The 24,450-nt window shown below is 68.7% G+C and carries 25 protein-coding genes; 15 read left to right on the top strand and 10 right to left on the bottom strand.

The features are described from left to right. The first annotated feature begins 31 nt into the window (after nucleotides 1–31). Nucleotides 32–1,750: a diguanylate cyclase gene (locus tag ACE3QC_RS09820; protein ID WP_374407704.1), complete on the top strand. Its 1,719-nt coding sequence runs from the start codon at nucleotides 32–34 to the stop codon at nucleotides 1,748–1,750. Here ACE3QC_RS09820 and ACE3QC_RS09815 read toward each other — a convergent pair. Then, nucleotides 1,747–2,133 (bottom strand): acyl-CoA thioesterase, encoded by a 387-nt coding sequence (locus ACE3QC_RS09815; protein WP_374408053.1) that lies wholly within the window; start codon nucleotides 2,131–2,133, stop codon nucleotides 1,747–1,749. The genes ACE3QC_RS09820 and ACE3QC_RS09815 overlap by 4 nt on opposite strands. Beyond that, entirely contained in the window at nucleotides 2,133–4,217 is a 2,085-nt protein-coding gene (locus ACE3QC_RS09810; protein ID WP_374407702.1) for a S9 family peptidase, read from the bottom strand. Before ACE3QC_RS09810 ends, ACE3QC_RS09815 begins: the two co-directional genes overlap by 1 nt. A gap of 37 nt (nucleotides 4,218–4,254) precedes the next feature. Between ACE3QC_RS09810 and ACE3QC_RS09805 the strand changes: the two genes are divergently transcribed. From ACE3QC_RS09805 to ACE3QC_RS09780, 6 genes are all read left to right on the top strand, one after another. Beyond that, the gene (locus ACE3QC_RS09805) at nucleotides 4,255–6,072 is read left to right on the top strand and encodes an aminopeptidase P family protein (RefSeq protein ID WP_374407700.1); all 1,818 of its coding nucleotides are present in this window, start codon (nucleotides 4,255–4,257) and stop codon (nucleotides 6,070–6,072) included. A gap of 75 nt (nucleotides 6,073–6,147) precedes the next feature. Next, entirely contained in the window at nucleotides 6,148–6,540 is a 393-nt protein-coding gene (locus ACE3QC_RS09800) for a VOC family protein (RefSeq protein ID WP_374407698.1), read from the top strand. Further along, nucleotides 6,540–6,938, top strand: a complete 399-nt coding sequence (locus ACE3QC_RS09795) for a cupin domain-containing protein (RefSeq protein WP_374407696.1) — start codon at nucleotides 6,540–6,542, stop codon at nucleotides 6,936–6,938. Before ACE3QC_RS09800 ends, ACE3QC_RS09795 begins: the two co-directional genes overlap by 1 nt. A gap of 194 nt (nucleotides 6,939–7,132) precedes the next feature. Next, nucleotides 7,133–7,900 carry a hypothetical protein gene (locus ACE3QC_RS09790; RefSeq protein ID WP_374407694.1) on the top strand — a complete coding sequence of 256 codons (768 nt, stop codon included), beginning with the start codon at nucleotides 7,133–7,135 and terminating at the stop codon, nucleotides 7,898–7,900. Between the two features lie 65 nt (nucleotides 7,901–7,965). After that, entirely contained in the window at nucleotides 7,966–8,700 is a 735-nt protein-coding gene (locus ACE3QC_RS09785; protein ID WP_374407692.1) for a response regulator, read from the top strand. Beyond that, complete coding sequence (locus ACE3QC_RS09780; RefSeq protein WP_374407690.1) at nucleotides 8,697–10,097, top strand: sensor histidine kinase; 1,401 nt, start codon at nucleotides 8,697–8,699, stop codon at nucleotides 10,095–10,097. Before ACE3QC_RS09785 ends, ACE3QC_RS09780 begins: the two co-directional genes overlap by 4 nt. Here the strand turns inward: ACE3QC_RS09780 and ACE3QC_RS09775 are convergent. Beyond that, the gene (locus ACE3QC_RS09775; RefSeq protein ID WP_374407688.1) at nucleotides 10,094–11,668 is read right to left on the bottom strand and encodes a helicase HerA-like domain-containing protein; all 1,575 of its coding nucleotides are present in this window, start codon (nucleotides 11,666–11,668) and stop codon (nucleotides 10,094–10,096) included. The genes ACE3QC_RS09780 and ACE3QC_RS09775 overlap by 4 nt on opposite strands. Nucleotides 11,669–11,770: 102 nt before the next feature. Here ACE3QC_RS09775 and pabB point away from each other — a divergent pair, with 102 nt between their 5' ends. From pabB to ribA, 7 genes are all read left to right on the top strand, one after another. Further along, a complete protein-coding gene (gene pabB, locus ACE3QC_RS09770) occupies nucleotides 11,771–13,594 on the top strand; it encodes an aminodeoxychorismate synthase component I (RefSeq protein ID WP_374407686.1) in 1,824 nt (607 codons plus the stop codon). Further along, on the top strand, nucleotides 13,591–14,256 hold the full coding sequence (locus ACE3QC_RS09765; protein WP_374407684.1) for an RluA family pseudouridine synthase: 666 nt from the start codon (nucleotides 13,591–13,593) through the stop codon (nucleotides 14,254–14,256). The genes pabB and ACE3QC_RS09765 overlap by 4 nt, the downstream gene beginning before the upstream one ends. Continuing rightward, on the top strand, nucleotides 14,249–14,653 hold the full coding sequence (gene arfB / locus ACE3QC_RS09760; RefSeq protein ID WP_374407682.1) for an alternative ribosome rescue aminoacyl-tRNA hydrolase ArfB: 405 nt from the start codon (nucleotides 14,249–14,251) through the stop codon (nucleotides 14,651–14,653). The genes ACE3QC_RS09765 and arfB overlap by 8 nt, the downstream gene beginning before the upstream one ends. Before the next feature lie 118 nt (nucleotides 14,654–14,771). Then, nucleotides 14,772–14,939 carry a 50S ribosomal protein L33 gene (gene rpmG, locus ACE3QC_RS09755; RefSeq protein ID WP_374407680.1) on the top strand — a complete coding sequence of 56 codons (168 nt, stop codon included), beginning with the start codon at nucleotides 14,772–14,774 and terminating at the stop codon, nucleotides 14,937–14,939. A 63-nt stretch (nucleotides 14,940–15,002) separates the two neighbouring features. After that, on the top strand, nucleotides 15,003–15,665 hold the full coding sequence (locus ACE3QC_RS09750; protein WP_374407679.1) for an outer membrane lipoprotein carrier protein LolA: 663 nt from the start codon (nucleotides 15,003–15,005) through the stop codon (nucleotides 15,663–15,665). 264 nt (nucleotides 15,666–15,929) lie between these two features. Further along, entirely contained in the window at nucleotides 15,930–16,733 is an 804-nt protein-coding gene (locus ACE3QC_RS09745) for an exodeoxyribonuclease III (RefSeq protein ID WP_374407677.1), read from the top strand. Nucleotides 16,734–16,807: 74 nt separating this feature from the next. Next, complete coding sequence (gene ribA / locus ACE3QC_RS09740) at nucleotides 16,808–17,800, top strand: GTP cyclohydrolase II (protein ID WP_374407675.1); 993 nt, start codon at nucleotides 16,808–16,810, stop codon at nucleotides 17,798–17,800. Here the strand turns inward: ribA and ACE3QC_RS09735 are convergent. Genes ACE3QC_RS09735 through ACE3QC_RS09710 form a run of 6 tightly spaced genes read right to left on the bottom strand, consistent with a single transcriptional unit; the run spans nucleotide 17,797 to nucleotide 21,309 of the window. Next, nucleotides 17,797–18,060 (bottom strand): DksA/TraR family C4-type zinc finger protein, encoded by a 264-nt coding sequence (locus ACE3QC_RS09735; protein ID WP_374407673.1) that lies wholly within the window; start codon nucleotides 18,058–18,060, stop codon nucleotides 17,797–17,799. The two genes, ribA and ACE3QC_RS09735, sit on opposite strands and share 4 nt — an antisense overlap. A 54-nt stretch (nucleotides 18,061–18,114) precedes the next feature. Then, nucleotides 18,115–19,080, bottom strand: a complete 966-nt coding sequence (locus ACE3QC_RS09730) for a right-handed parallel beta-helix repeat-containing protein (RefSeq protein ID WP_374407671.1) — start codon at nucleotides 19,078–19,080, stop codon at nucleotides 18,115–18,117. A gap of 47 nt (nucleotides 19,081–19,127) precedes the next feature. Further along, nucleotides 19,128–19,865, bottom strand: coding sequence for a hypothetical protein (locus ACE3QC_RS09725; protein WP_374407669.1), 738 nt, complete (start codon nucleotides 19,863–19,865; stop codon nucleotides 19,128–19,130). Beyond that, nucleotides 19,862–20,179, bottom strand: coding sequence for a hypothetical protein (locus tag ACE3QC_RS09720; protein WP_374407667.1), 318 nt, complete (start codon nucleotides 20,177–20,179; stop codon nucleotides 19,862–19,864). Before ACE3QC_RS09720 ends, ACE3QC_RS09725 begins: the two co-directional genes overlap by 4 nt. Before the next feature lie 11 nt (nucleotides 20,180–20,190). After that, nucleotides 20,191–20,385, bottom strand: coding sequence for a toxin-antitoxin system HicB family antitoxin (locus ACE3QC_RS09715; RefSeq protein WP_374407665.1), 195 nt, complete (start codon nucleotides 20,383–20,385; stop codon nucleotides 20,191–20,193). Between the two features lie 9 nt (nucleotides 20,386–20,394). Further along, nucleotides 20,395–21,309 carry an SPFH domain-containing protein gene (locus tag ACE3QC_RS09710; RefSeq protein WP_374407663.1) on the bottom strand — a complete coding sequence of 305 codons (915 nt, stop codon included), beginning with the start codon at nucleotides 21,307–21,309 and terminating at the stop codon, nucleotides 20,395–20,397. Nucleotides 21,310–21,603: 294 nt separating this feature from the next. Between ACE3QC_RS09710 and ACE3QC_RS09705 the strand changes: the two genes are divergently transcribed. Beyond that, nucleotides 21,604–22,599 (top strand): TerC family protein, encoded by a 996-nt coding sequence (locus tag ACE3QC_RS09705; protein ID WP_374407661.1) that lies wholly within the window; start codon nucleotides 21,604–21,606, stop codon nucleotides 22,597–22,599. On the opposite strand, the gene recQ is transcribed toward ACE3QC_RS09705, so the two are convergent. After that, nucleotides 22,583–24,373, bottom strand: coding sequence for a DNA helicase RecQ (gene recQ, locus ACE3QC_RS09700; RefSeq protein ID WP_374407659.1), 1,791 nt, complete (start codon nucleotides 24,371–24,373; stop codon nucleotides 22,583–22,585). The genes ACE3QC_RS09705 and recQ overlap by 17 nt on opposite strands. Nucleotides 24,374–24,450: the final 77 nt, after the last annotated feature.

The raw sequence follows: 24,450 nt of genomic DNA, 5'->3' as shown, positions 1-24,450 counted from the left end.
GACCATAACCATTCCCCGCTAGACCTCCGGCATGATCGGGCGTGCGATCAGGGGGGTGATGACGCTCGCGGTCCTCGTGGCCGCGCTGTTCGCCGTTCCCGCCGCGCAAGCCGAACCGCTGGCCGCGGCCTGCCAGGCCGAAGGCGCGCTTTCCACCCCTCCCACGAAGACCGGCGCCCAAGCGCCCCAATGGCGCTGCGACGGCAGCCTGGCCGACTACCGCGCCCCGCGGGCGATGCTGCGCTTCGATCTCGCGAATTCGGCCGAAGCGCCCGCGTGGTTCACTACCCGCGTCGGCGATTTCTCGCGCATCGCGATCTCGGTGATCGACGAGGGCGGCGCGGTGCGCACCGCCAGCTATACGATGGACGATGCGCAGTTGCTGGGCCGGGGGATCAAGTTCGCGCTGCCGCTCCCCGATGTGACCGACCAGTCGCGTGCGGTGGTGGTGGCGATCGACCAGGGATGGGTCGCTCCGCTGGTGGGCGACGCGCGGCTCGTCGCTTCGGCCGACGAAGTTCGCTGGCCCTACGATTCGCTGCTTGCGATCGCCGCCATCTGCGGCCTGCTGGTGATGCCGCTGCTGTTCGATCTCGCGTTCTACCGGGTGCTGCGCGCACGCTTCCTGCTGTGGCACTGGCTGTCGGTGTTCGGAATGCTCGGGCTGACGCTGGCCACCTCGGGCCTGATCCTCGAACTGGTCGAACTCGAGCTGTGGCAGCTCTCGCTGCTGTTCCCGCTCGGCTCGCTCGTCGGCGTGTGCGGTGCGGCGATGTTCGCCGCCGATCTGTTCGAGGAAGGCTGCCTGCCCGAACGAACCCGGCGAATGCTACGTATCGCGGCGGCGATCACCGCCGCATCCTCGCTCGTCTACGCTTGCAAGTTCCCCGCGCTGCGCGAGCATGGGATCGAGGTCTACTACCTCGCCTTCCTGCCGCTGATCGCGCTGTTCTTCTACGCGCTGATCCAGGCGATGCTGCGCGGCAGCCGCGCGGCGCGCTATCAGTTCGTCGCCTGCATGCCGATCTGGATCGTCGCGCTGGTGCGCATCCTCAGCAATCTGGGCTGGGGTGCCGCACCGCAGGACCAGGTGCTGGCGTTCAGCGCGGCGATCGCGTTCGAACTGATCGTCACCTCGCTCGGCGCGGCGGACCGGTTCATGATCCTCAAGCACGAGCGCGACAACGCGCGCGCGCGCTCCGCCGCGATGGAGGCGATGGCCGAGCGCGATCCGCTCACCGGCCTGCTCAACCGCCGCGCGATCGAGGCGCGCTTCGCCGATCTCCAGCGGCAGGGCTTCGACACCATGGCGCTGCTCGACCTCGACCATTTCAAGGCGGTCAACGACACCCACGGCCATCAGCTCGGCGACGAGGTGCTACGCGTCTGCGCCGGTGCGCTGCAAGCCGACGGCGACCGCGATTCGATCGCGCTGCGGCTGGGCGGCGAGGAGTTCATGCTGTTGCTGCGCGGACCGCACGCGCGGCGGCGCGCGGAGGAACTGCGCCGCGCGATAACGCAATGCGTCGCCGAGCGGATCGCCGCGCTCGGCACGCCGGTGACGGCGAGCATGGGGGTGATCGAGATGCCCCGCGGCGGGCTGGAACCGGCGAGCTTCGCCGACCTCTACGCGCGCGCCGACCGGTTGCTCTACGAAGCGAAGGCGGCGGGCCGCGATCGCACGCTGCACGAACGGCTCACGCTGTTCCGGCCCGATGGAATGCAATTACGGCAGAATGCGGCGGCCTAGCGCCTGAACGGCTCCAGCACCTCGGCCCGCACCCGCGCCGGACGGCCGCTCGCTCGGTCGAGCATCGCCCAGGTCGTCGCGGCGGAGACGATGACCTTGCCGCGCGCGTCGCGGAAATCGACCCGGCGCACCGAGGTCGCGCCGCGCGGCTCTCCCTCGATCCAGGTCTCGGCGGTCACGCTCTCGCCTTCGGCCACGTTCCCGCGATAGTCGATCTCGTGCCGCGTCACGAGCCAGACGTAGGCGGCGGCGTGTTCGGGCCGCGCCGCCGCTTCCCAGTGCGCGCCCGCCATGTCCTGCACCCATTGCAGCCACACCGTGTTGTTGACGTGGCCCATCACGTCGATGTGTTCGGGCCGCGCGGTGAAGCTGCGGGTGAACATCAGCGCGCGCAGCCCATCTGCCACAGGATGAAGGCGAATTCCTCGGCGGTTTCCTCGAGGCTCTGGAAACGCCCCGACTTGCCGCCGTGGCCTGCGCCCATGTTGGTCTTGAGCAGCAGTTCGTTGCCGTCGGTCTTCACGTCGCGCAGGCGCGCGACCCACTTGGCCGGTTCCCAGTATGTCACGCGCGGATCGTTGAGCCCGGCGGTCACCAGCATCGGCGGATAGCCTTGCGCGCGCACGTTGTCGTAGGGGCTGTAGCTGGCGATCAGCTCGAACGCGGCGCGATCCTCGATCGGGTTGCCCCATTCGGGCCATTCGCCGGGCGTCAGCGGCAGCGAGGCGTCGAGCATGGTGTTGAGCACGTCGACGAACGGCACGTGCGCCACCACCGCGCCCCACAGCTCGGGGTCCGAATTGATCACCGCGCCCATCAGCTCGCCGCCCGCCGAGCCGCCCGAGATGCTGATCCGGCCCGCTTCGGTATAGCCCGCCGCGATCAGGCCCTTCGCCGCGTCGACGAAATCGGTGAAGGCGTTGGTCCGCCGTTCGAGCTTGCCCGCCTTGTACCACGCGCGCCCGAGATCGTCGCCGCCGCGGATGTGCGCGATGGCGTAGGCGAAGCCGCGGTCGACAAGGCTGAGGCGCGCGGTCGAGAAGCCGGGCGGGATCGCGATGCCGTAGGCGCCGTAGCCGTAGAGGTGGAGCGGGCCAGGGTTCGACCGATCGGCGCGGTAGACGATCGAGACGGGAATCGCGGTGCCGTCGCGCGCGGCGATCTCCAGCCGCTCGGTGCGGTAGAGCGAGGCGTCGTAGCCCGAGGGTATTTCCTGCACCTTGCGCGTTTCGAGCCGACGCTCGCCGACATGGTAGTCGTAGACGGTCGAGGGGCTGACCATGCTTTCGTACGACAGGCGCAGCGTTTCGGTCGCGAATTCGGGGTTGTTGCCCAGGCCCGCGGAATAGCTTTCCTCGGGGAAGGCGATCGGCTCGATCCGCTGCGGATCGTCGTAATACCGCAGCTCGATCGTATCGAGCCCGGCCTGCCGCCCTTCGACGACGTAGAAATCGCGGTGCAGTTCGAACCCGGTGAGATAGAATTCGTCCGATCCGGCGATCAGCGTGGTCCATTCGGACGGATCGGCGAGCGGCGCGGTGGCGAGGCGGAAGTTCTCGTGCTCGTCGTTGGCGTGGACGAACAGCGTCGCGCCGTTCACGTCGACATCGTATTCGACCCCGGTCTGCCGCTCTCGCACCAGCAGCGGCGTCGCCAGCGGATCGTCGGCGGGGACGAGCCGCACTTCGCTCGTCTCGTGGTCGCTCGCGCCGATCAGCACCCACTTGTCGTCGGCCGACAGCGAAGATCCGACGCGGAAGCCCTCGTCGTCCTCGTGATAGAGTTCGGCGTCGTCGGACAGCGGCGTGCCGAGGCGATGGAGCCGCGCGTTGTCGGTCCGCCATTGTTCGTTGGCCAGCGAATAGATCAGCGCGGTATCGCCCGCGACCCAGACGAGTGAGGACAGCGTGCCGGGAATCTCGTCGGGCAGCATCTCGCCCGTCGTCAGGTCCTTGATGCGGACGGTGAACCGCTCCGAGCCGTTGTCGTCCACCGCATAGGCGAGCCTGGTTCCGTCCTGGCTGACCGACAGCGCGCCGAGGCGGAAATAGTCCTTGCCTTCGGCCAGCGCGGGTTCGTCGAGGATCAGTTCGTCCGCGCTCCCGTCATCGGGCCCGGCGACGGGCCTGCGCCACCATTTCTTGTATTCGGCGCCGTCCTCGAATTCGATCCAGTAGAGCCAGTCACCATCCTTGCGCGGCACCGACGTGTCCGCTTCCTTGATGCGCGCGCGCATTTCCTGGAACAGCGTATCGACCAGCGGGCGGTGCGGCTCCATCCGCGCCTCGAACCAGGCGTTCTCCGCGTCGAGGTGGTCGAGCACCTCCTTGTCGTCCACGGTGGGATAGCCGGGATCGCGCAGCCATGCGTAATCGTCGGAAATCTCCAGCCCGTGGTGCGTTGCTTTCACAGGGCGCTTCACCGCTACGGGTGGCCTAGAAACCGAATGTTCGGTGGCATCATCCATCCCGCGCCTCTATGTGGACCGTGAAAGGACCGCAACCATGCTTATGCAAACCACAAAGGACTCCGGCTCAGCCCGTCTTTCCGCGCTGCGCGAGGAACTGAAGCGCCGCGGCCTCGACGGTTTCGTCATTCCCATCTCCGACGAACATATGAGCGAGTACATCGGCGGCTATGCCCAGCGCCTCGCCTGGCTGACCGGCTTCGGCGGCTCGGCGGGCAGCGCGGTGGTGCTCAAGGATCATGCCGCGATGTTCGTCGACGGCCGCTACACGATCCAGGTGCGCGAGCAGGTGGACGAAAAGCTCTACGACTATTGCCTCGTGCCCGATGTCTCGATGGGCAAGTGGATCGCCGACAACGCGCCCGCGGGCGCGAAGATCGGCTTCGATCCGTGGCTGCACACCAAAGGCTGGGCCGATCAGGTCGGCAAGGCGCTGGCCAAGAAGGGCAGCGAGCTCGTCGCGGTCGATACCAACCCGGTCGATGCGGTGTGGAGCGACCGGCCCGAACCCTCCGCTGCCGCCGCGCAGGTCCACGCCGACGAGCACGCGGGCCGTTCCAGCGCGGAAAAGCGCGCCGAGGTGGCAGACTGGCTGAAGGACGAAGGCTACGACGCGGCGGTGGTGTCCGCGCTCGATTCGATCGCCTGGCTGCTCAACATCCGTGGGGCGGACGTGGACCGCACGCCCGTCGCGCTGTCGTATCTGATCGCGCATGCCGACGGCACCGCCGACCTGTTCATCGCGCCCGAGAAGGTCACGCCCGAACTGGAAAAGCACCTCGGCAACGCGGTGACGATCCGCCCGCGCAGCGAGTTCGACGGCGCGCTGGGCACGATGAAGGGCAAGACCGTCTCGGTCGATCCTGACTACGGCGTGGCGGCGATCTTCCGCCTGCTGGAAGATGCGGGCGCGACGCCGGTGGCCGAGCGCGATCCGGTGATCCTGCCCAAGGCGATCAAGAATACCGCCGAACAGCAGGGCCATCGCAAGGCGCAGGAACGCGACGGCGCGGCGGTTACGCAGTTCCTCCACTGGCTTTCGGTCGCCGCGCCCAAGGGCGGCGAGACCGAGCTTTCGGCAGCGGCGAAACTGCAGGAATTCCGCAAAGCCACCGGCGTGCTGAAGGACAACAGCTTCGACACGATCTCCGCCGCCGGGCCGCATGCCGCGATCCCGCATTACCGGGTGGACGAGGAATCGAACCTGCCGATCCAGCCGGGCAGCGTGTTCCTGTGCGATTCGGGCGGGCAGTACCTCGACGGCACGACCGACATCACGCGCACCGTGTGGATCGGGCCGGGTGAGCCGAGCGCCGAACAGAAGGACCGCTTCACCCGCGTGCTCAAGGGCCACATCGCGATCGACCGCGCGGTCTTTCCGCAGGGCACCAACGGCAGCCAGCTTGATTCCTTCGCGCGGCAGTTCCTGTGGCAGGCCGGGGTCGATTACGGCCACGGCACCGGCCACGGCGTCGGCAGCTACCTCGGCGTGCACGAGGGGCCGCAACGCATCGCCAAGCCGGGCGGAGCCTATCCCGGCACCGGGCAGGAACTGTTCGCGGGGATGATCCTTTCGAACGAGCCCGGCTACTACAAAGGCGGCGAATACGGCATCCGCATCGAGAACCTGATCCTCACGGTCGAACGCGAAATCGTAGGCGGCGAGGGCACTTCGCTCGGGTTCGAGGCGCTGACCTTCGTGCCGATCGACGCCACGCTGGTCGACCGCTCGCTGCTGACCCAGGACGAGATCGCCTGGTGGAACGATTACCACGCCAAGACGCGCGATCTGCTCGCCCCGCAGCTCGAGGGCGAGGCGCTGGCCTGGCTCGAGGCGGCGTGCCAGCCGCTGTAGATCTCGGCCTTCCCTGCGGCACAATGTTCCACTAATGTTCTTATCGGTCGCGAATCGAGGCCGAGGAGAGGAACGATGATCGGTTACGTTACGCTGGGGACCAACGATCTGCGGGGCAGCGCTCCATTCTACGACGCGATCGCGAAAGAGATGGGCGTCGGTCGGATGATGGATTTCGACAGCTTCATCGCTTGGGGACAGTGGGACGGGGGCGCCGGAATCGCGCTTACCAAGCCGTTCGACGGCAATGCGGCGAGCGTGGGCAATGGCACGATGGTCGCGCTCGAGGCGAAAGACCGCGATCAGGTCGGCCGGCTCTACGAAATCGCGCTCGCCAACGGCGGGAGCGACGAGGGCGCACCCGGCCCGCGGGGCGAACCGGACCAGGGCGGCAACACCTTTTACGCCGCCTATTTCCGCGACTGCGACGGCAATAAATTGAACGCCTTCTGCATGGTGAAGGACTGATGGGGCAGGCGCGCCGCCTCGCCGATTCCTTCATCCACCTGGGGCTTGGCGCGAGCGCGGTGCCGCAGCCGCCGTTCGATGGAATGGAATGGTACGAGGCCTATGGCGCGCGCCATGCAGACGATGGCCGCGAGGGCCGGCTGGTGGCCGAGCACAGCTTCACCGAGGGCTGGCCGAGCTGGGAGATGCACCCGCACGGTGCCGAAGTCGTGATCTGCACCGCGGGCGAGATGGTGCTGACGCAGGAATTCCCCGATGGCCGCATCGACCGCACGACGCTGGGTGCGGGCGACTATGCGATCAATCCGCCGGGTGTCTGGCACGTGGCCGACGTGAAAGATCACGCCACCGCGATCTTCATCACCGCGGGCGAAGGTACCGAGCACCGCCCGCGCTGAAATCTTGCGCGCGCTTGAACGGCGCGCCCGCAGCGCGACAAAGCGCGACAAACTGGCCGCGCAGCGGGATAATGCTGCGACAATCGGGCGCTATTGAAGGCACCGTGAGCTGCGTGGGCCGCTTTATCGACCTCCCCTTCCGGGCGGCCCCGCAGTTCAGACCCTCTTCCCTCCAATCCGATGGAGCGTTCACGATGAAAACGATCACCCTTTCCCTGTCCGCCGCTGCGCTCGCCCTGAGCGCCGGCACTGTCGCGCTCGCCCAGCAAGGCGGTGGCCGCCACGGCCCCGATGCCGACCGCGACGGCAACGTGACCCGCGCCGAGATGACCGCGCATTCCGCCGCGCTGTTCGCGCGGATGGATGCCAACTCCGACGGCGTGATCGACGCCGCCGATCGCGAAGCACGCAAGGCCGAGCGGTTCGCGAAGCTCGACGCGGACGGCGACGGCGAGGTCACGCAGACCGAGATGCAGGCCGCCGGCGCGACGATGCGTGAGAAGTCCGCCGAACGCCGCGCCGCGCGCGCCGAACGCATGCAGCAGCGCGGGGCCGAACGCTTCGCCGCGCTCGACACCGACGGCAGCGGCGGCGTCTCCGCGGCCGAGATGGCGGCTGCCCGCGAGGCGCGCGGCGAACGCTCGGGCGAAGCGCGCGCGGCGCGCGGCGAACGCTCGGGCGAAGCGCGCGCGGCGCGCGGCGACCGCGAAGGCAAGCGCGGCGGCAAGATGCGCGGCCACCATCGCGGCGACAACATGATGGCGATGGGCATGATGCGCATGGCCGATGCCGATGGCGACAAGGCGATCACCCGCGCCGAGTTCGACACCGCCTTCGCGCAGAACTTCGAGCGTGCCGACGCCGATGGCGACGGCACCGTGACGGCGGCCGAAGGCAAGGCCGTGCGCGAGGCGATGCGCGCCGAATGGAAGGAACGCCGCGCCGCGCGCCAGGCCGACTGACCCGAAACGCGGCCCCGCCGCCCGTGCCGCTTGATCGGCGCGCGGCGGCGGGGCTAGCTACCGCGATGGACGCTCCCGCCCCCACCCGATTGCTGCTGGTCGACGACGAGGCCAGCCTGCGCGAACCCCTGGCCGACTATCTCGTCCGCCAGGGGTTCGCCGTGCAGCAGGCCGAGAGCGCGGCGGCGGCGCGCAGCCTGCTGATGGAAGGCGCGCCAGATCTCGTCCTGCTCGATGTGATGATGCCGGGGGAAGACGGCCTTTCGCTGTGCCGCCACCTCGTCGAATCGCGCGAGATCCCGGTGATCTTCTTGACCGCACGGGGCGAGGCGACCGACCGCATCGTCGGGCTGGAGATCGGCGCCGACGACTACGTGGTCAAGCCGTTCGAGCCGCGCGAGCTGGTCGCGCGCATCCGCTCCGTCCTGCGCCGCGCGGGCCGCGGCGCGGCGGCGCCGGAAGACGACGCGCATTACCTGTTCGAAGGCTGGCGGCTCGACCCGATGAAGCGCAAGCTGACCGACCCGGAAGGCGCGGTGGTGCCGATCTCGACCGCCGAGTTCCGTCTGCTGCGCGCCTTCCTCGACCATGCCCGGCAGGTGCTCGACCGCGACCGGCTGCTCGATATGGTACAGGGGCGCGAGGCGCACCTGTTCGACCGGGCGGTGGACAACCAGGTCAGCCGGCTGCGGCGCAAAATCGAGGCGGACAGCCGCAATCCGCAGCTCATCCTCACCGTGCGCGGCGGCGGCTACCGCTTCGCGGCCGATGTCCGCCGCGCGATGCCGGAGCGGTCGTGACAACCCGGCTCTGGCCCCGCAGCCTGCTCGGCCAGATGCTGCTCGCGGTCGCGGCGGTGCTGCTGATCGCGCAGGCGATTTCCGCCGCGCTGCTGTGGCGCGCGGCCGATACGCGGCGCGAAGGCGCGGTGCTCAACGCCGCCGCCTTCGCGCTCGTGGTGCGCGACGAACGGGCGCGCGAACCGCGCGAGCGGGCCGAGGATGCGGGCGAGCGCCGCCGCTTCGAACGCCGGCGCTATCCGCGATCGCTGCGAATCGAGCACACCGGGAGCTTCGCCCTGCTGCCAGGCGAGACCGCCGACGCCGGACTGGCGAGCGAGTTGCGCGCACTGGTCGAGGACCGCGAGGTGGCGGTAGGCCGGATCGTGGTGACCGAACGCGACGCGCTCGACGATCCCTTCGTCACCGCGCGGCCCCGCTGGCAGGCGCGCTACGAACGGCGCGACGCGGGCGAACGGCGGCTGCTCGTCGCCGCGCTCCAGCGCAGCGGCAGCAGCGAATGGAGTGTGGCGCGCGTGCCGATCCCACCCACCCCGCGCGGGGTGATCGGGTCCATCCTGCTCCAGACGCTGGTGATCTACGTGCTGCTGGTGGGCCTGCATTTCCTGCTGCTGCGCCGCATCACCCGCCCGCTCGCCGCGCTGACCGGCCGCACGGAGAGCTTCGCGCGCACCCAGAGCGCGGACGGCCAGCTCGCGCCGCAGGGGCCGCACGACGTGCGCCGCCTGATCGCCGCGCACAACGCGATGGAAGCGCGGATCGCCGCGCTGCTCGACGAGAAGGACGTGATGCTCGGCGCGATCGGGCATGATCTGAAAACCCCGCTCGCCGCGCTGCGTGTGCGCATCGAATCGGTCGAGGACGAAGGCGAGCGCGCCAAGATGGCGGCGGGCATCGAGGACATCACCCGCTCGCTCGACGACATCCTCTCGCTCGCGCGCGTCGGCCGGGCGAGCGAGCCGCCCGAGCGCGTCGACCTCGCCGCGCTGACCGCCGCGGTGGTCGAGGAATTCGAGGACATGGGCGAGCCCGTGGTGCTGGGCGATACCGCGCGCACGGTGCTGCCGGTCCACATCACCTGGCTGCGCCGGGCCTTGCGCAACCTGATCGGCAACGCGCTCCGCTACGCGGGGCGGGCCGAGGTGACGCTGCTGCGCAAGGGCGCACACGTGGTGCTGCGCGTCGACGACGAAGGGCCGGGTATTCCCGAGGGCCGGATCGCCGACATGATGGAGCCGTTCACCCGCGGCGAAGCCTCGCGCAACCGCGAGACGGGCGGCGCCGGCCTCGGCCTCACGCTCGCCCGCGCGATCGCCGAGCAGCACGGCGGCGAACTCGCGCTGGCGAATCGGCCCGAGGGCGGTTTGCGCGCCGAAATCCGGCTACCGCTCCCCTAACGCATCAGCCCGCCGATCAGATTGCGCACGAAACGGCCCGCAAGCGGCCCGGCGAGGTCGGTCGCGAGCGAGCCGATGCCGGACGACGCGGCGGTCTTCATCGGATTGGCGCGCGACTTGCGCCCGGTGATCGCACTTGCCGCGATCGTTGCGCCCGATCCGGTCGCTGCGCCGACCGCGCGTTTCATAGCCTTGCCCCAGATCGAGGTCGACTTGCGCGGCTCCTTCGCCACTGCGGCACGCCCCTTCTCCTCGACCTCTCCGGCGGTCGCGGCGGCATCGGCGGCCTTTTGCGCGAGTACCTCCTCCGCGCTCTCGCGGTCGATCGCGGTGTCGTATTTGCCCGCGAACGGGCTGACCGACTGAATGATCGCGCGTTCCTTCGCCGTCACCGGGCCCAACCGGCTGCACGGCGGCTTGATCAGCGTGCGCTGGACGACAGAGGGCGCGCCGTCGGCCATCAGCGTGGACACCAGCGCCTCGCCCACCTTCAGCTCGGTGATCGCGGTCTCGACGTCGAGATCGGGATTGATGCGGAAGGTTTCCGCCGCAGCCCTGATCGCGCGCTGGTCGCGCGGGGTGAAGGCGCGCAGCGCGTGCTGCACCCGGTTGCCAAGCTGGCCCGCGACCTTCTCCGGGATGTCGATCGGGTTCTGCGTCACGAAGAACACGCCCACGCCCTTCGACCGGATCAGGCGCACCACCTGCTCGATCTTGTCCTGCAGGGCATCGGGCGCATCGTCGAACAGCAGGTGCGCCTCGTCGAAGAAGAACACCAGCTTCGGCTTCTCCGGGTCGCCGACCTCGGGCAGGCTCTCGAACAGTTCGGCCAGCAGCCACAGCAGGAAGGTGGCGTAGAGCTTGGGGCTGCGCATCAGTTTGTCGGCGGCGAGCACATTGACGATCCCGCGCCCCTGGTCGTCGCACTTGAGGAAATCGTCGATCTCCAGCGCAGGCTCGCCGAAGAAGCGATCCGCGCCCTGACTCTCGAAACTGAGCAACTGGCGCTGGATCGTGCCGACACTCGCCTTGGTGACGTTGCCGTACTTCGCGCTCAGTTCCTTCGAGTTTTCCGCGCAATGCGCGAGCATCGCCTGCAGATCGCCGAGGTCAAGCAGCAGCAGCCCGTTCTCGTCGGCATGGCGGAAGACGATCTGCAATACCCCTTCCTGCGTGTCGTTGAGATCGAGCAGGCGCGCCAGCAGCAGCGGCCCCATTTCGGAGATGGTGGTGCGGATCGGGTGGCCCTGTTCGCCGTAGAGATCCCAGAACACTGCCGGATTGTCGGCATAGGCGTAGTCCGCCATGCCCAGCTCGGCGGCGCGGCTTTCGAGCGCGGCGGCGTTCTTGAAGGTCGGCGATCCGGGCATGGCGATACCCGACAGGTCGCCCTTCACATCGGCGACGAACACCGGCACGCCTTCTGCCGAGAAGCTTTCGGCGAGGCCCTGCAGCGTCACTGTCTTGCCGGTGCCGGTCGCGCCCGCGATCAGCCCGTGGCGGTTGGCGCGGGCGAGATCGAGCACCTGCCGCTCGCCGTTCGCGCCAAGCCCGAGGAAAATTTCGCCCATGTGCTGTTGCTCCCGCCGTCAGGTCCGCATCCCGCATGGCGCAGCGGCGCGCACGCGGTCAAGTTCTCGACTTGCGCGGCGAAGTCACTAAGGCAGGGCGCGATGGCCGACCGCAAACCCTTCGTGCTGCTCGACGACGCGCGGGCCGAGGGCGCGGTCGACGCGCATCTCTACGAGAACCCGGCCGAAGTCTTCGTGGCGCGGCGGGCGGGCGAGGTCGCGGCGGCGCTCGCCGCGGCCGATGCCGCGCGGGCGGAGCATGGCGGGTGGCTCGCGGGTTTCGCCGCCTACGAGGCGGGGCTGGCGCTGGAGCCGAAGCTGCTCGCGCTGGCCGAAGCGCGCACCGGGGCGGCGGGGCCGCTCGTGTGGCTCGGCCGCTTCGAGCACGAGATCGTGATCCCGGCGGGCGAGGTCGAGAAATGGCTGGCCGCGCGTGCTGCCGAAGACGACGAGGGGGACGAGGCGTCGCTCGGTCCGCTCGATCCCCAAGTCTCGCCCGGCGCCTACGAGGAGGCGTTCGCGCGGTTGCAGGAAGCGATCCGCGCGGGCGACATCTACCAGGCGAACCTCACCTTCCCGCTCGCCGGTTCCTATCGCGGCGATCCGCTGGCGCTCTACGCCGCGCTGCGCCCGGCGGCGCAGGCGGGCTATGGCGGCATGGTGTTCGACGGGCAGCACTGGCTGCTGTCGCTGTCGCCCGAGCTGTTCGTGTCGCTGATGGGGCGCGAGGCCAAGGCCAAGCCGATGAAGGGCACCCGCCCGCGCGCCGACGATCCGGCCGAGGACTGCGCGCTGGCGGAGGAACTTGCGGGTTCGGACAAGGACCGCGCCGAAAACCTGATGATCGTCGACCTGATGCGCAACGACCTGTCGCGCGTCGCCGAAGCGGGGAGCGTGCGGGTCGAGGCGCCGTTCGCGGTCGAGAGCTATCCCACGGTGCACCAGATGGTCACCACGGTGCGCGCGCGGCTGACCGAAGGGCGCAGCGCGGCGGACCTGCTGCGCGCGGTCTTCCCCTGCGGCTCGATCACCGGCGCGCCCAAGATTCGCGCGATGGAGCTGATCGCCGAGGTCGAGCGCGATGCGCGCGGACCCTACTGCGGCGCACTCGGGCGGATCGCCCCTGATGGCGACGCGGCGTTCAACGTCGCGATCCGCACGCTGCGGCTGACACCGATCGAGAACGGGCAAGGCAGCGCGGTGCTCGGCGTCGGCTCGGCGATCGTGGCCGACAGCGAACCGCTGGCCGAATGGCGCGAGGCGCTGCTGAAAGGCGGCTTCGCGCGGCGCAGTTCGCCCGATCACCGCGCGCCCGGCTTCGACCTGATCGAGACGATGCGCTTCACGCCCGACGAAGGGATCGCGCTGATCGAAGGGCACCTCGAGCGCATGAAGGCCAGCGCCGCCGCGCTCGGCTTCGCGTTCGACCGTCACGCGGCGCGCAACCGCATCCAGGCGCTGTGCTTCGAGCTGGAGCGCGAATCGCGCGTGCGGCTGCTCACCTCGCGCAGCGGCGCGATCGCGCTGGAGGCGAGCGACATCCCCGAACCGCCGGGCGAGCCGGTACGCTGCATCGCGCTGCCGCTGCCGGTCGATCCGGGGGACTGGCGGCTGCGGCACAAGACCACCGATCGCGGGTTCTACGCCGATGCGCTGGCGGTTGCGCACGACGCAGGCGCCGACGAGGCGCTGTTCGTGCGCGACGACGGGCTGGTGACCGAAGGCAGCTTCACCAACGTGTTCATGGAACGCGACGGCGTGTTGCTGACCCCGCCTACGCGACTGGGCCTGCTGCCCGGCGTGCGGCGCGGCGCGCTGATCGAGCAGGGCAAGGCGCGCGAGGCGGAGCTGACGCTGGCCGACCTCGACGGCGGATTTTTCACAGGCAACGCCCTGCGCGGGCTGATGCGGGCGATACTTGTATGACGATCGATATCCTGTTCGAAGACGGCGAAGCGCTGGTGATCGACAAGCCCGGCGGGCTACCGATCGAGCGCCCGCGCAAGGGCGGCGTTTCGCTGGAGGATCACCTCGACACGCTCAAGCTCGGCTTCCAGCGCGCGCCTGTGGCGGTGCATCGGCTCGACACCGATACCTCGGGCTGCCTGCTGCTGGCGCGCAATCCGAAGGCGCTGAAGCGATTCGCCAGGGCGTTCGAGGAGCGGCAGGTCGGTAAGCGCTATCTCGGCATTCTCGACGGCGTTCCGACGGAGGACGAGGGCACGATCGAACTGTCGCTCAGCAAGATTTCCTCCGCCGAGAAGGGCTGGCGGATGATCCCGGCGAAGAAGGGCAAGCCCTCGGTCACACACTGGCGCGTGCTCGCGCGGCAAGAGGATGCGAACGGTGGGCGCACGCTGGTCGAGTTCCGGCCCGAGACGGGGCGCACGCACCAGATTCGCGTCCACGCGGCGAGCGGGCTCGGCCTGCCGCTGCTCGGCGATCCGGTCTACGGCACGGGCAAGGGCGCGCCGCGCACGATGCTCCACGCCGCCGGGCTGACGGTGCAGCGCGAAGGCAAGCCCCCGATCGAAGCCGCCGCGCCCCTGCCTGCCGATTTCGCGGCGCTGGGGTTTCCGGATGGGTAGAATCCTCGATCGCGCGCTGGAAATCGCGGAAGAGAAGTTCATCGCCGCGAGCGGGCCGGGCGGCCAGAACGTCAACAAGGTCGCCACCGCCGTGCAGTTGCGGGTCGACGTGTTCGCTCTCGGCATGCCGCCCGATGCGTTCAACCGGCTCAAGGAAATCGCCGGCAGCCGAATGACGCAGGGCGGAGAGATCGTGCTGACCGCGCGCGAATACCGCACGCAGGAAGCGAACCGGGAGGCCGCGCGCGAACGGCTCGCCGCGCTGCTGAACGAAGCGCTGACCCCGCCGGCAAAGCGGGCCAAGAGCCGGGTCAACCGGGTGGGCAAGGTCAAGCGGCTCAAGGCCAAGAAGACGCGCGGCGCGGTCAAGGCCAATCGCGGCAAGGTCGACTGGTAGCCAGCTTGACTTTCGCCGGTGAATCGCCCAATGGCCGCGCCGGAATGGCGGTGCCGTGTGCGCCGCCCGTATTTTTTCGGGCCACAGCAGCCCACAGATCGATCTTTAGGAACACGCCATGGCGAAGCCCACCACCGTCAAGATCAAGCTCGTCTCGACCGCCGACACGGGCTTCTACTACGTGACCAAGAAGAACCCCCGGAACATCACCGAGAAGATGACCTTCCGCAAGTACGATCCCGTCGCGCGCAAGCACGTCGAGTTCAAGGAAGCGAAGATCAAGTAAGCTGAATTTCCGGAACCGGATGAATTCAGGATCGGTTCAACGCTCCGGACATAGCCACGGAGCATGAACACAGTGCACAAATTCGCCCTCACTCCCGCGCGCCTGGCAATCGCCGGCGCGCTGGCCATTGCCGCACCTGCGGCGCTGCTCGCCCCTGCCGCCCCGGTGGCCGCTGCCGAAGGCGATCTCGACCGCGCGGTGGCCGCGCTGCGCGGGATCAGCACGATGAAGGCCGATTTCACGCAGACCGACCGCAAGGGCCAGACCGTCTCGGGCGAGATGACGCTCAAGCGCCCCGGCAAGATCCGCTTCCAGTACGAAGACGGCGTGCCGCTGCTGCTGGTGTCCAACGGCAAGTCGTTCACGATGATCGATTACGAGGTGAACCAGGTCGAGCGCTGGCCGATTTCCGATTCGCCGCTCGGCGCGCTGCTCGATCCCAGCCGCGACGTGAAGCGGTACGGCAAGCTCGTGTCCACCGACCATCCCGATGTCGTCAGCGTCGAAGTGCGCGACACCAGTAAGCCGCAGTTCGGCGTAATCACGCTGATCTTCAGCCGCAATGCCTCCGCGCCCGGCGGGCTGCAACTGACCAACTGGGTCGCGCTCGATGCGCAGAACAATCGCACCACGGTGCGCCTGCGGAATCATAAGTACGGCGTGCAGGTGGCGGACAGCGCGTTCACTTATCAGGATCCGCGCCGTTCCACCCGTCGCCCCCGGTGAACGCATCGGCGACATGCGGTTCGCAGCTTGCGACGAGACGCGGTCGATTGTTCATTGGCTAGAAAGCACAGCGCGCCTATTTTGTAATCCACAAGGCGGCTCGAGGCGGGTTTCCCCCCTGTTGCCCTGACCTCGCAAGAAAGGTCGCTTTGTACAAAGCGTGACGAACGCTAACATGGAACCCTCGTGCCAATGCCCCCGGCACGAGGGTTTTTTGTTGTCGCCCTGCTTGCGGCGCCATGACGCGCTGCCTATCCCGCCTGCATGATCTCGATAGCCACCTGGAACATCAATTCGGTCCGCCTGCGTATCGAGCAGGTCAAGCGCGTGCTGATCGAGCATTCGCCCGATGTGCTGTGCCTGCAGGAGATCAAGTGCCAGGAAGCGCAGTTTCCGGCCAAGGCGCTGGCCGATCTCGGCTACGTCCACCAGGCGGTGCACGGGCAGAAGGGCTATCACGGCGTCGCCACCGTCAGCCGCGTGCCCATGCGCGAGTTTTCCCGGCATGACTGGCAGGACAACGGCGAGGCCCGTCATGTCGGGGTGGAGTTGCTCGGGCCCAAAGCCGGTTCGGGCAAGGGCATGGTGCTGGAGAACGTCTATATCCCGGCGGGCGGCGACATTCCCGATCGCGAAGTGAACCTGAAATTCGGCCAGAAGCTCGATTTCCTCGAACGGATGACGCGCTGGGCCGACGCGCTCGACCGGCCCACGCTGATCGTCGGCGATTTCAACATCGCCCCGCTCGAAAGCGACGTCTACGATCACAAGGCGCTGCTCAAGGTCGTCAGCCACACGCCCGTGGAGGTCGAGACGCTCGCGCGGTTCCGCGACGCGCACGGCTGGGTCGATCTGGGCCGCCGGTTCATCCCCGAGCCGGAGCGCAACTATTCGTGGTGGTCTTATCGCAGCTTCTGGCGGCAGAAGGACCAGGGCCGGCGGCTCGACCACATGTGGGCCAGCCCCGACCTCGCCGCGCAGGCGAAGAGCCACCGCTTCGTGGAAGAGACGCGGCGCTGGGAAAGCCCGAGCGACCACGTGCCGCTGATCACCGAGTTCGACCTCTGACCGCTCCCGGGCCATCCCCGGCCCGCCGCGCCGCGCAGGCGATCGACGCGCTGCGCCACGGCTGGCCGCTGGCGATGGACGGCGGGCCGGTGCTGCTGCCGGTGGAAACCGCTGTGGCGCGCGAGGCGGTGGCGGAGCGGATGCTGATTTCGGCGGCGCGCGCGGAAACATTGAAGCTCGCCAACCAGCGCACCGCTGCCGAGCCGCACGCGCCGGTGCTGATCCGCGGGGCCGAGCTGTTCGATCTTGTCGCCGCGCTGCCCGTCGCCGATCCCGCGCTCGACCTGCGCACCCCGCTGAAGGGGCCGTTTCGCGCCGAGGATATCGACTGGCCCGAGCAGGCGCGAGCAGCGCTCGAGTTCGCGCGCATCGCGGGAATCCTGCCCGCGTTCCTGGTCGATCCGGCCGACGCGGGCGAAGCGCAGCCGGTCGTCGCCACAGACCTCGCGGCATGGGCCGACAGCGCGGCGCTGCGCATCGCCACCCGCGCGCGCCTGCCTGTCTCGGCGAGCGAGGATGCGCAGATCGTCGCGTTCCGCAGCGCCGACGACTTGCGCGAACATGTCGCGCTGGTGATCGGCGAACAACGCAGCGACGTGGCCCCGCTGGTGCGGCTCCACTCCGAATGCCTGACCGGCGACATCCTCGGCAGCCTGAAATGCGATTGCGGCCCGCAGCTCGACGCCGCGCTCCACGCGATGGCGCACGAGGCCGGGCGCGGCAGTTGGGGCGTGCTGCTCTATCTGCGGCAGGAAGGGCGCGGGATCGGGCTGGTCAACAAGCTGCGCGCCTACCGCCTGCAGGATCAGGGCTTCGACACCGTGGACGCCAACCGCCGCCTCGGCCTGCCCGACGAAGCGCGGGATTTCCCGGTGGCGGCGCGGATGCTCGAACTGCTCGGCGTGAGGGCGATCCGTCTGATGACCAACAACCCGGCCAAGGTCGCCGCGCTCGAGACAAGCGGGATCGCGGTCGCCGAGCGCGTACCGCACCAGCTACCCGACAATCCGCACAACACCCGCTACCTCGCGACCAAGCGCGACCGTTCGGGGCATTTGCTGATCTAGCGGAGCTGGCTGTCCTTGCTGCCACGCCGGTTGATCGTTGAGTGGCGAGTGGCAGTGTCGCGCTGCGACTGGCAGGCGACGCAAGTGCGCACGCCGGGCAGCGCGGCGCGGCGCTTCTCGGGGATTTCCTCGCCGCATTCGTCGCAGTATTCGGCGCTCTCGCCGTGCGGCATACGGTTGCGCGCGGCGCGCACCGCGTCGCTCACCGTATCGTCGATCTGGTCCTGAACGGCCCCGTCGCGGGCCCAGCCGCCTGCCATCGTGCGCGCCTCCTTATCCGTTCAACCGGCGGGGGCGGAGCGCGGTTCCGCGCGTCAGCGTTCCTCGAAGCGCTGGATGCGCGCGCCCAATGCGTTGGGCCCGATATTGAGGCTGTCGCCGCTCCAGTCCGCGACGAAGGTCGAACTGCGGCTGACCGAGGGGGCGAAGCGCGCGTCGTTGCCTTCGATTCGCAGCCCATCGGAGCTGTGGTTCACGTCTTCCGCGCCGACCGCGATGAAGGCGGAGTAATTCTCCTTGTCGCGGCCCTGCACGAACCAGTTGTTGGTGATCTGGCCGGTCGCGCCGGCGGGCAGGTCGATCATGTAGTTGGTGCCACGCCCCGCCGAATCGTCGAAGCTCGATGCCGCGACGTCCACCCGCGCCGCGCGCGCCTTGACGTAATGGCCGCCGGTGCCGCGCTCGAAGCGGCTGCGGGTCACGCGCAAGTGGCCGTAATCGCCGATGTAGATCGAATGCGCGCAGCCGCCCGAGCCTTCGCAGGTGCCGAGGCCGGAGAAGGTCGACTTGTCGATCACGATCGTGCTCGAGGGATCGTCCGCCGTCAGGATGCCCTGCTGGCTGTCGGCGAACCACGATTGCGCCACGGTGAGATCGCCCTGTTCGAGCCGGATGCCCGCGCCGTTGTAGTCGGGCACGGCCATGCCGCGGAACACGAGGCCGGAAACCTTCGCCGAGCGCCCGCGCAGCACCAGCGCGGCCTTGCCTTCGCACGTCTCGCCGTCGAACACCGCCTTGCCGGGCTGCGCCGCGAGGTAGGAGACAGAGCCCGCTTCCTGCACCGCGCACTGGCGATAGGTGCCGTCGGCGATTGCGATCGTCCCCTCGCCCGCGCCGATCGCATCGACCGCCTGCTGGAGCGAGGCGTAACCCTGCCCGGTCTCGACCACCGTGAACGGCGCGGCGCCGCCTTGCGCAAGCAGCGCGGTTGCGGGGATCGCGCACGCGGCCAGCGCGGCGAGAGTGAGGCGGGCGGGCGTGATGCGGGCGCGGCTTTCCATGTAGTCCGCACTAGCGCAAAAGGGTTAACCGGCGGCTAAACCCGCCGCTACGGCGAAAGCGCGACCAGAGGTGCGACGAGCACGAACAGCACATGGCTGCCGGCATGGGCGAGCATGGCTGCTTCGAGCCCGTGGCGGGCGAACAGCCAGCCGAAGCCGAGCCCGGGCAGGACATTGCCCGCGAGGACTGCCGCGATCAGCCACATCGGCGGATCGGGCACGAGCATGAAGAGCATCCCGAAATGGCCGATGGCGAACAGCAGCGCGGCTGTCGCATTGGCGCTCCAGAATGCCACCGCGCGGGTCGTGCGCAGCGAAAGCAGTGCGATTATCGCCGTGCTCAGCACTCCCCAGCGCACAATGATTTCCTCGGCGATGCCGCCATAGAGCACCCGGGCGATTAGCGGCATCGCTATGTCGGGGGCCGCCGAGAATACCGCGCGGGTGGCATGACCATATGCGAGCAGGATCGCGGCCGTGGCGGCAACCACCGCGAGGATCGGCGGCAATGCGGCGCGCCAGGCGAACGCTGGCAATTTTCCGTGCACCATTGCCGCCAATATGGGGGTGGATAACCCGGCCCTGGGCGCGGCCCACCAGCCGAGCGGAACCGCGACCGCCACGAAAAGTGCCGGGTTGATCAGCAGCGCCCAGCGCGGAACGTCCATGCCCGCAGGCAGGGCGAGCTCAAGCGGCACCGCCAGAAGCGAGGCGACGCCCGCCATCCCGAGTAGCCAAAGCGCGGCCAGCACGCGAACATCGCGGCGGGGCGGCGATGCCTTCACCGCTTGCGCCCGGCCCGGTCGCGTTCGCGCTTGAGGCGTCGCAGTTCGGCGAGGTCGATCACCTCACTGCGTGGTTTGACCCACACGATCAGGGCGATCGTCCACACCGCCACCGCAAGCAGGAAGCCGATCACCATGATGGCGGTGACGGCGGGGGCAGGATCGCGCGACACCGCCCATATGAAGATGGCGCAGACGGGCGCGAGGGCGAGCAGCCACAGCGCCATGCCGCGCCAGCCCTCGGCATTGCGGGGATAGACCTTGAAATTCCAGCCATGCCGGTAACAGACGAATGGCTTGTCCTCGTCGCGCATCGCAACCTCCCTCAGTTGGCTTTCGGCGGCCTGCCCCGGCGCGGCGGGCTGGCGGTTTTCACGGGAATGCCGCGCGCCTTCAGCGCCTCGCGCAGCAGCATCTCGATCTCGGCGTTGGCGCTGCGCAGTTCGGCCGCGGCCAGCCGCTCGACCGCGGCGTGGACGGCCGGGTCGAGGCGGAGGGCAAAGGCTTTCTTCGCAGGCATCGGAGCGGCTTACTGGTACAGCGTGCCCGCGTTGACCACTGGCTGCGCCTCGCGCTCGCCGCACAGCACGACCATCAGGTTCGACACCATCGTCGCGCGCCGCTCGTCGTCGAGCTCGACGATGTTGTCCTGGCTGAGCTTGGTTAGTGCGTCCTCGACCATACCGACCGCGCCCATCACCAGCTTCGACCGGGCGGCGATCACCGCTTCGGCCTGCTGGCGGCGCAGCATCGCCCCGGCGATCTCGGAGGCATAGGCGAGGTGGGTGAGGCCTGCCTCGTCGACCACGATCCCCGCCACCTTGAGCCGGTCGTTCAATTCTTCCAGCAGCTCGCGATTGACCACCTCGGCGCTGCCGCGCAGCGTGAGTTCCTCGCCTTCCAGATCGTCGTAGGGATGGCGCGAGCCGACCGTGCGCAGGCCCGCCTCGATCTGGATATTGGCGAATTCCTGGAAATCGTCGACGTCGAAGCTGGCCTGCGCGGTGTCGGCCACGCGCCACACCACGTTGCACGCGATCTCGATCGGATTGCCCTTCAGGTCGTTGATCTTGACCTTGTCCGAATGGACGTTGCGCGCGCGGGCGGAGATCTTCTTGCGCCCCATCCACGGCCAGACCCAGCGCAGCCCCTCGGTCCGCTCGGTCCCGCGATATTCGCCGAACAGCGTGATGACCGCGGCCTGGTTCGGCTGGATCATGAAGAAGCCGCACAGCACGAACAGGAACGCGACCGATCCACCCGCGATGGCCCCGGCATAAGCCGCGATCGTGCCGTCGCTCGCCCCTTCGGCGGGCATTGCGGCGAAGATCACCCACACCGTCGCCACCAGCAGGATCAGCAGCAGCACGAGCATCAGGTAGCCGTTGTGCGAATGCGCCGCGCTTTCGCGGCTGGTCTTCATTCCCTTGAGCATGTCGGACATGACACGAATTCCCTTCCGATATAATTATGATATCATATATATATCGACTCACCGATTCGCGCAAGCCGTTTCGCTCAGGGGGGTTGAAACCGCGGCCGTTAGCCATCATCTGGCGCGTGCGGACCGGGCCCCTCTGGCGCGGCGCTGCGGCCCTTGGCCCCGCGCTGCGTGATGTCGGACCGCATCGGATGTTGCCGATGCCGGGCCCGGGGTCTTCCCCCCTCCCCCACACCTCGCGCGCGGCTCGGCACATCCGATTCGAACCCGACACCGTATCTGCCCGGAGCGCCCGCGATGACCGATTTCCTTTCCGCCGATTGGCTCGGCACACCCGCCTGGTTCTGGCTCGTCTTCCTCGTGATCGTGATCGCGCTGACCGCGTTCGATCTAGGCGTGCTGAACAAGGAAGACCGCGAGATGGGCGTGGCCGAATCGCTCAAGCTCAGCGCGTTCTACATCGGCATCGCGATGCTCTTCGGCGGTTGGATCTGGTTCGAGCGCGGGCCGGAGCCGGGGATGCAGTATTTCACCGGCTACTTCATCGAGAAGGCGCTCTCGATCGACAACGTCTTCGTGATCTCGCTGATCTTCACCTATTTCTCGATCCCGGCGAAATACCAGTATCGCGCGCTGCTGTGGGGCATCATGGCGGTGATCGTGCTGCGCGGGCTGATGATTGCCGGCGGCGCGGCGCTGGTCGCCGAAGCCTACTGGGTGCTCTATCTCTTCGCCGCGTTCCTGATCGTGACCGGCATCCGGATGTTCTTCACCTCCGACCACGATCCCGACATCGGCAACAACCCCGCGATCCGCTGGATTTCGCGCCACATGCGCGTGACGCGCGAGCTGCACGGCCACAAGTTCCTGGTCCGCACACCGAGCGAGAAGCGCGGCGGGCGCATGGTGCTGGCGGCGACGCCGCTGCTGCTGGCGCTGGTCGTCATCAACATCGCCGACCTGGTGTTCGCGATCGATTCGGTGCCCGCGATCTTCGCGATCACGACCGACACCTTCATCGTCTATACCAGCAACATCATGGCGATCCTCGGCCTGCGCGCGCTCTATTTCGCGCTCGCGGCGATGGTCCACCGCTTCGAATACCTGAAGTACGCGCTGGCCGCGGTGCTGGTGTTCATCGGCTCGAAAATCCTCGTGTCCGACTTCATTCTCGGCGGGGCGAAGTTCCCGCCCGTGCTGAGCCTGGGTGTCACGCTGGCGCTGATCGGCGCGGGGATCGGCTATTCGCTGTGGAAGACGCGCGGGGAAGAGATGGTCAAGCCGCCCGAATAACCGAAAGGAACCGGTCGCCGTAGGCGTCCAGCTTCTTCGCGCCGACACCGCCGATCGCGCCCAGTTCGGCGAGCGAGGCGGGACGGCGCGCGGCCATCTCCCGCAGCGTGGCGTCGTGGAAGATCACGTAGGGCGGCAGGCCGGCCTCGCTCGCCAGTTCGCGCCGCAGGTCGCGCAGCGCCTCGAACAGCGGATCGCCGACCGGGTTGGGGCTGGCATCGCGCCGCCGCCTGCGCTCGGAACGGGGCGGGACCACGATCGCCACCGCCTGCTCGCCCTTGAGGATCGCGCGGGCATCGCCGCCGAGCGCGAGCCCGCCGTGCTCGTTCGCGACCAGCGCGCCGCGCGCCTGCAACGCCCGGCTCAGCGGCTGGAGCAGGCGCGCCTCGTCACCCTCGACGATGCCGAACACCGACAGCCGGTCGTGCCCGCGCTGGCGCACGCGATCATCCTCCGCCCCGGTCAGCACCTTCTGCAAGTGCCCGAAGCCGAAGCTCTGCCCGGTGCGGTACGCGGCAGAGAGCAGCTTGCGCGCGAGTTCGGTCGCGTCGGTGACGCCGGGCGGGGACAGGCAGTTGTCGCAATTGCCGCACTGCGCGGGCGGGTCTTCGCCGAAATGGCGCAGCAGCACGGCGCGGCGGCAGCCGGCGGTCTCGACCAGCCCGGCGAGCGCATCGAGCCGCGCGCGCTCGCCCGTGCGGCGATTCTCCGGCACTTCGGACAATCGCTGGCGCGCCGTGGCGAAATCGCCCGCGCCCCACAGCATCACCGCCCGCGCCGGATCGCCGTCGCGCCCCGCGCGGCCGGTTTCCTGGTAATATCCCTCGATCGACTTCGGGATGCCCGCATGGGCGACGAAGCGCACGTCGGGTTTGTCGATCCCCATGCCGAAGGCGACCGTGGCGACGATCACCATGTCCTCGCTGCTGACGAACGCCGCCTGGTTGCCCCCGCGCACCGCCGGGTCCAGCCCGGCGTGATAGGGCCGCACCTCGCGCCCGGTGGCCGCGCCCAGCTTGTCCGCCAGATCCTCTACCTTGCGGCGCGTGGGGGCATAGACGATGCCCGGCCCCGGCACTTCGTCCATCAGCGCGGCGATCTGGCGCACCGGGTTGTCGCGGTGGCGCATGGCGTAGCGGATATTGGGCCGGTCGAACCCGGCGAGCACCAGCCCGTCCGCGGGAATGCCGAGCTGCTCCAGGATGTCGGCGCGGGTGTGCGCGTCGGCGGTGGCGGTAAGCGCGAGGCGCGGCACTTGCGGAAACGCGTCGAGCAGGCCGCGCAGCAGGCGGTAGTCTGGCCGGAAATCGTGGCCCCATTCGGACACGCAATGCGCCTCGTCCACCGCGAACAGCGCGAGCGGCGCGGAGCCGAGCAGTTCGCGGAAACCCGGCTGGCTGGCGCGTTCGGGCGCGACGTAGAGCAGGTCGAGCGTTCCGGACCGGAACCGGTCGAGCGTCTCGCGCCAGTCGGCATCGACGCTGGTCAGCGTCGCCGCCTCGATCCCGTTGGCGCGCGCAGCGCGCAGCTGGTCGTGCATCAGCGCGATCAGCGGGCTGACGACCACGCAGGTGCCCGGTAGCATCGCGGCGGGCAGCTGGTAGGTGAGCGACTTGCCCGCGCCGGTGGGCATCACCGCCAGCGTCGATTCGCCTGCCAACACCCGCGCCACCACTTGCGGCTGCACCCCGCGAAAATCGTCGAACCCGAACAGGCGGCGCAGTTCGCCGCGCGCCGCGCCCAGTCGTTCGTCGCCTTCCGAAATCGTCGCCATGCCACGGCCATGGCATAGCCGGGACGCGGGGTGAACGGGGCGGGGCCATTTTTGCAGATTGCGGTTGAAATGTGGCA

The organism is Pelagerythrobacter sp. (assembly GCF_041912895.1).
Classification (GTDB): domain Bacteria; phylum Pseudomonadota; class Alphaproteobacteria; order Sphingomonadales; family Sphingomonadaceae; genus Pelagerythrobacter.
This window is presented reverse-complemented; position numbering and strand designations above follow the sequence as displayed.

Excerpts from the sequence above, each read along its gene's own strand:
- ACE3QC_RS09820 (WP_374407704.1), top strand. The coding sequence starts at position 32 with ATGATCGGGCGTGCGATCAGGGGGGTGATGACGCTCGCGGTCCTCGTG.
- ACE3QC_RS09815 (WP_374408053.1), bottom strand. The coding sequence starts at position 2,133 with ATGTTCACCCGCAGCTTCACCGCGCGGCCCGAACACATCGACGTGATG.
- ACE3QC_RS09810 (WP_374407702.1), bottom strand. The coding sequence starts at position 4,217 with ATGGATGATGCCACCGAACATTCGGTTTCTAGGCCACCCGTAGCGGTG.
- ACE3QC_RS09805 (WP_374407700.1), top strand. The coding sequence starts at position 4,255 with ATGCTTATGCAAACCACAAAGGACTCCGGCTCAGCCCGTCTTTCCGCG.
- ACE3QC_RS09800 (WP_374407698.1), top strand. The coding sequence starts at position 6,148 with ATGATCGGTTACGTTACGCTGGGGACCAACGATCTGCGGGGCAGCGCT.
- ACE3QC_RS09795 (WP_374407696.1), top strand. The coding sequence starts at position 6,540 with ATGGGGCAGGCGCGCCGCCTCGCCGATTCCTTCATCCACCTGGGGCTT.
- ACE3QC_RS09790 (WP_374407694.1), top strand. The coding sequence starts at position 7,133 with ATGAAAACGATCACCCTTTCCCTGTCCGCCGCTGCGCTCGCCCTGAGC.
- ACE3QC_RS09785 (WP_374407692.1), top strand. The coding sequence starts at position 7,966 with ATGGACGCTCCCGCCCCCACCCGATTGCTGCTGGTCGACGACGAGGCC.
- ACE3QC_RS09775 (WP_374407688.1), bottom strand. The coding sequence starts at position 11,668 with ATGGGCGAAATTTTCCTCGGGCTTGGCGCGAACGGCGAGCGGCAGGTG.
- pabB (WP_374407686.1), top strand. The coding sequence starts at position 11,771 with ATGGCCGACCGCAAACCCTTCGTGCTGCTCGACGACGCGCGGGCCGAG.
- ACE3QC_RS09765 (WP_374407684.1), top strand. The coding sequence starts at position 13,591 with ATGACGATCGATATCCTGTTCGAAGACGGCGAAGCGCTGGTGATCGAC.
- arfB (WP_374407682.1), top strand. The coding sequence starts at position 14,249 with ATGGGTAGAATCCTCGATCGCGCGCTGGAAATCGCGGAAGAGAAGTTC.
- rpmG (WP_374407680.1), top strand. The coding sequence starts at position 14,772 with ATGGCGAAGCCCACCACCGTCAAGATCAAGCTCGTCTCGACCGCCGAC.
- ACE3QC_RS09750 (WP_374407679.1), top strand. The coding sequence starts at position 15,003 with ATGAACACAGTGCACAAATTCGCCCTCACTCCCGCGCGCCTGGCAATC.
- ACE3QC_RS09745 (WP_374407677.1), top strand. The coding sequence starts at position 15,930 with ATGATCTCGATAGCCACCTGGAACATCAATTCGGTCCGCCTGCGTATC.
- ribA (WP_374407675.1), top strand. The coding sequence starts at position 16,808 with ATGGACGGCGGGCCGGTGCTGCTGCCGGTGGAAACCGCTGTGGCGCGC.
- ACE3QC_RS09735 (WP_374407673.1), bottom strand. The coding sequence starts at position 18,060 with ATGGCAGGCGGCTGGGCCCGCGACGGGGCCGTTCAGGACCAGATCGAC.
- ACE3QC_RS09730 (WP_374407671.1), bottom strand. The coding sequence starts at position 19,080 with ATGGAAAGCCGCGCCCGCATCACGCCCGCCCGCCTCACTCTCGCCGCG.
- ACE3QC_RS09720 (WP_374407667.1), bottom strand. The coding sequence starts at position 20,179 with ATGCGCGACGAGGACAAGCCATTCGTCTGTTACCGGCATGGCTGGAAT.
- ACE3QC_RS09715 (WP_374407665.1), bottom strand. The coding sequence starts at position 20,385 with ATGCCTGCGAAGAAAGCCTTTGCCCTCCGCCTCGACCCGGCCGTCCAC.
- ACE3QC_RS09710 (WP_374407663.1), bottom strand. The coding sequence starts at position 21,309 with ATGTCCGACATGCTCAAGGGAATGAAGACCAGCCGCGAAAGCGCGGCG.
- ACE3QC_RS09705 (WP_374407661.1), top strand. The coding sequence starts at position 21,604 with ATGACCGATTTCCTTTCCGCCGATTGGCTCGGCACACCCGCCTGGTTC.
- recQ (WP_374407659.1), bottom strand. The coding sequence starts at position 24,373 with ATGGCGACGATTTCGGAAGGCGACGAACGACTGGGCGCGGCGCGCGGC.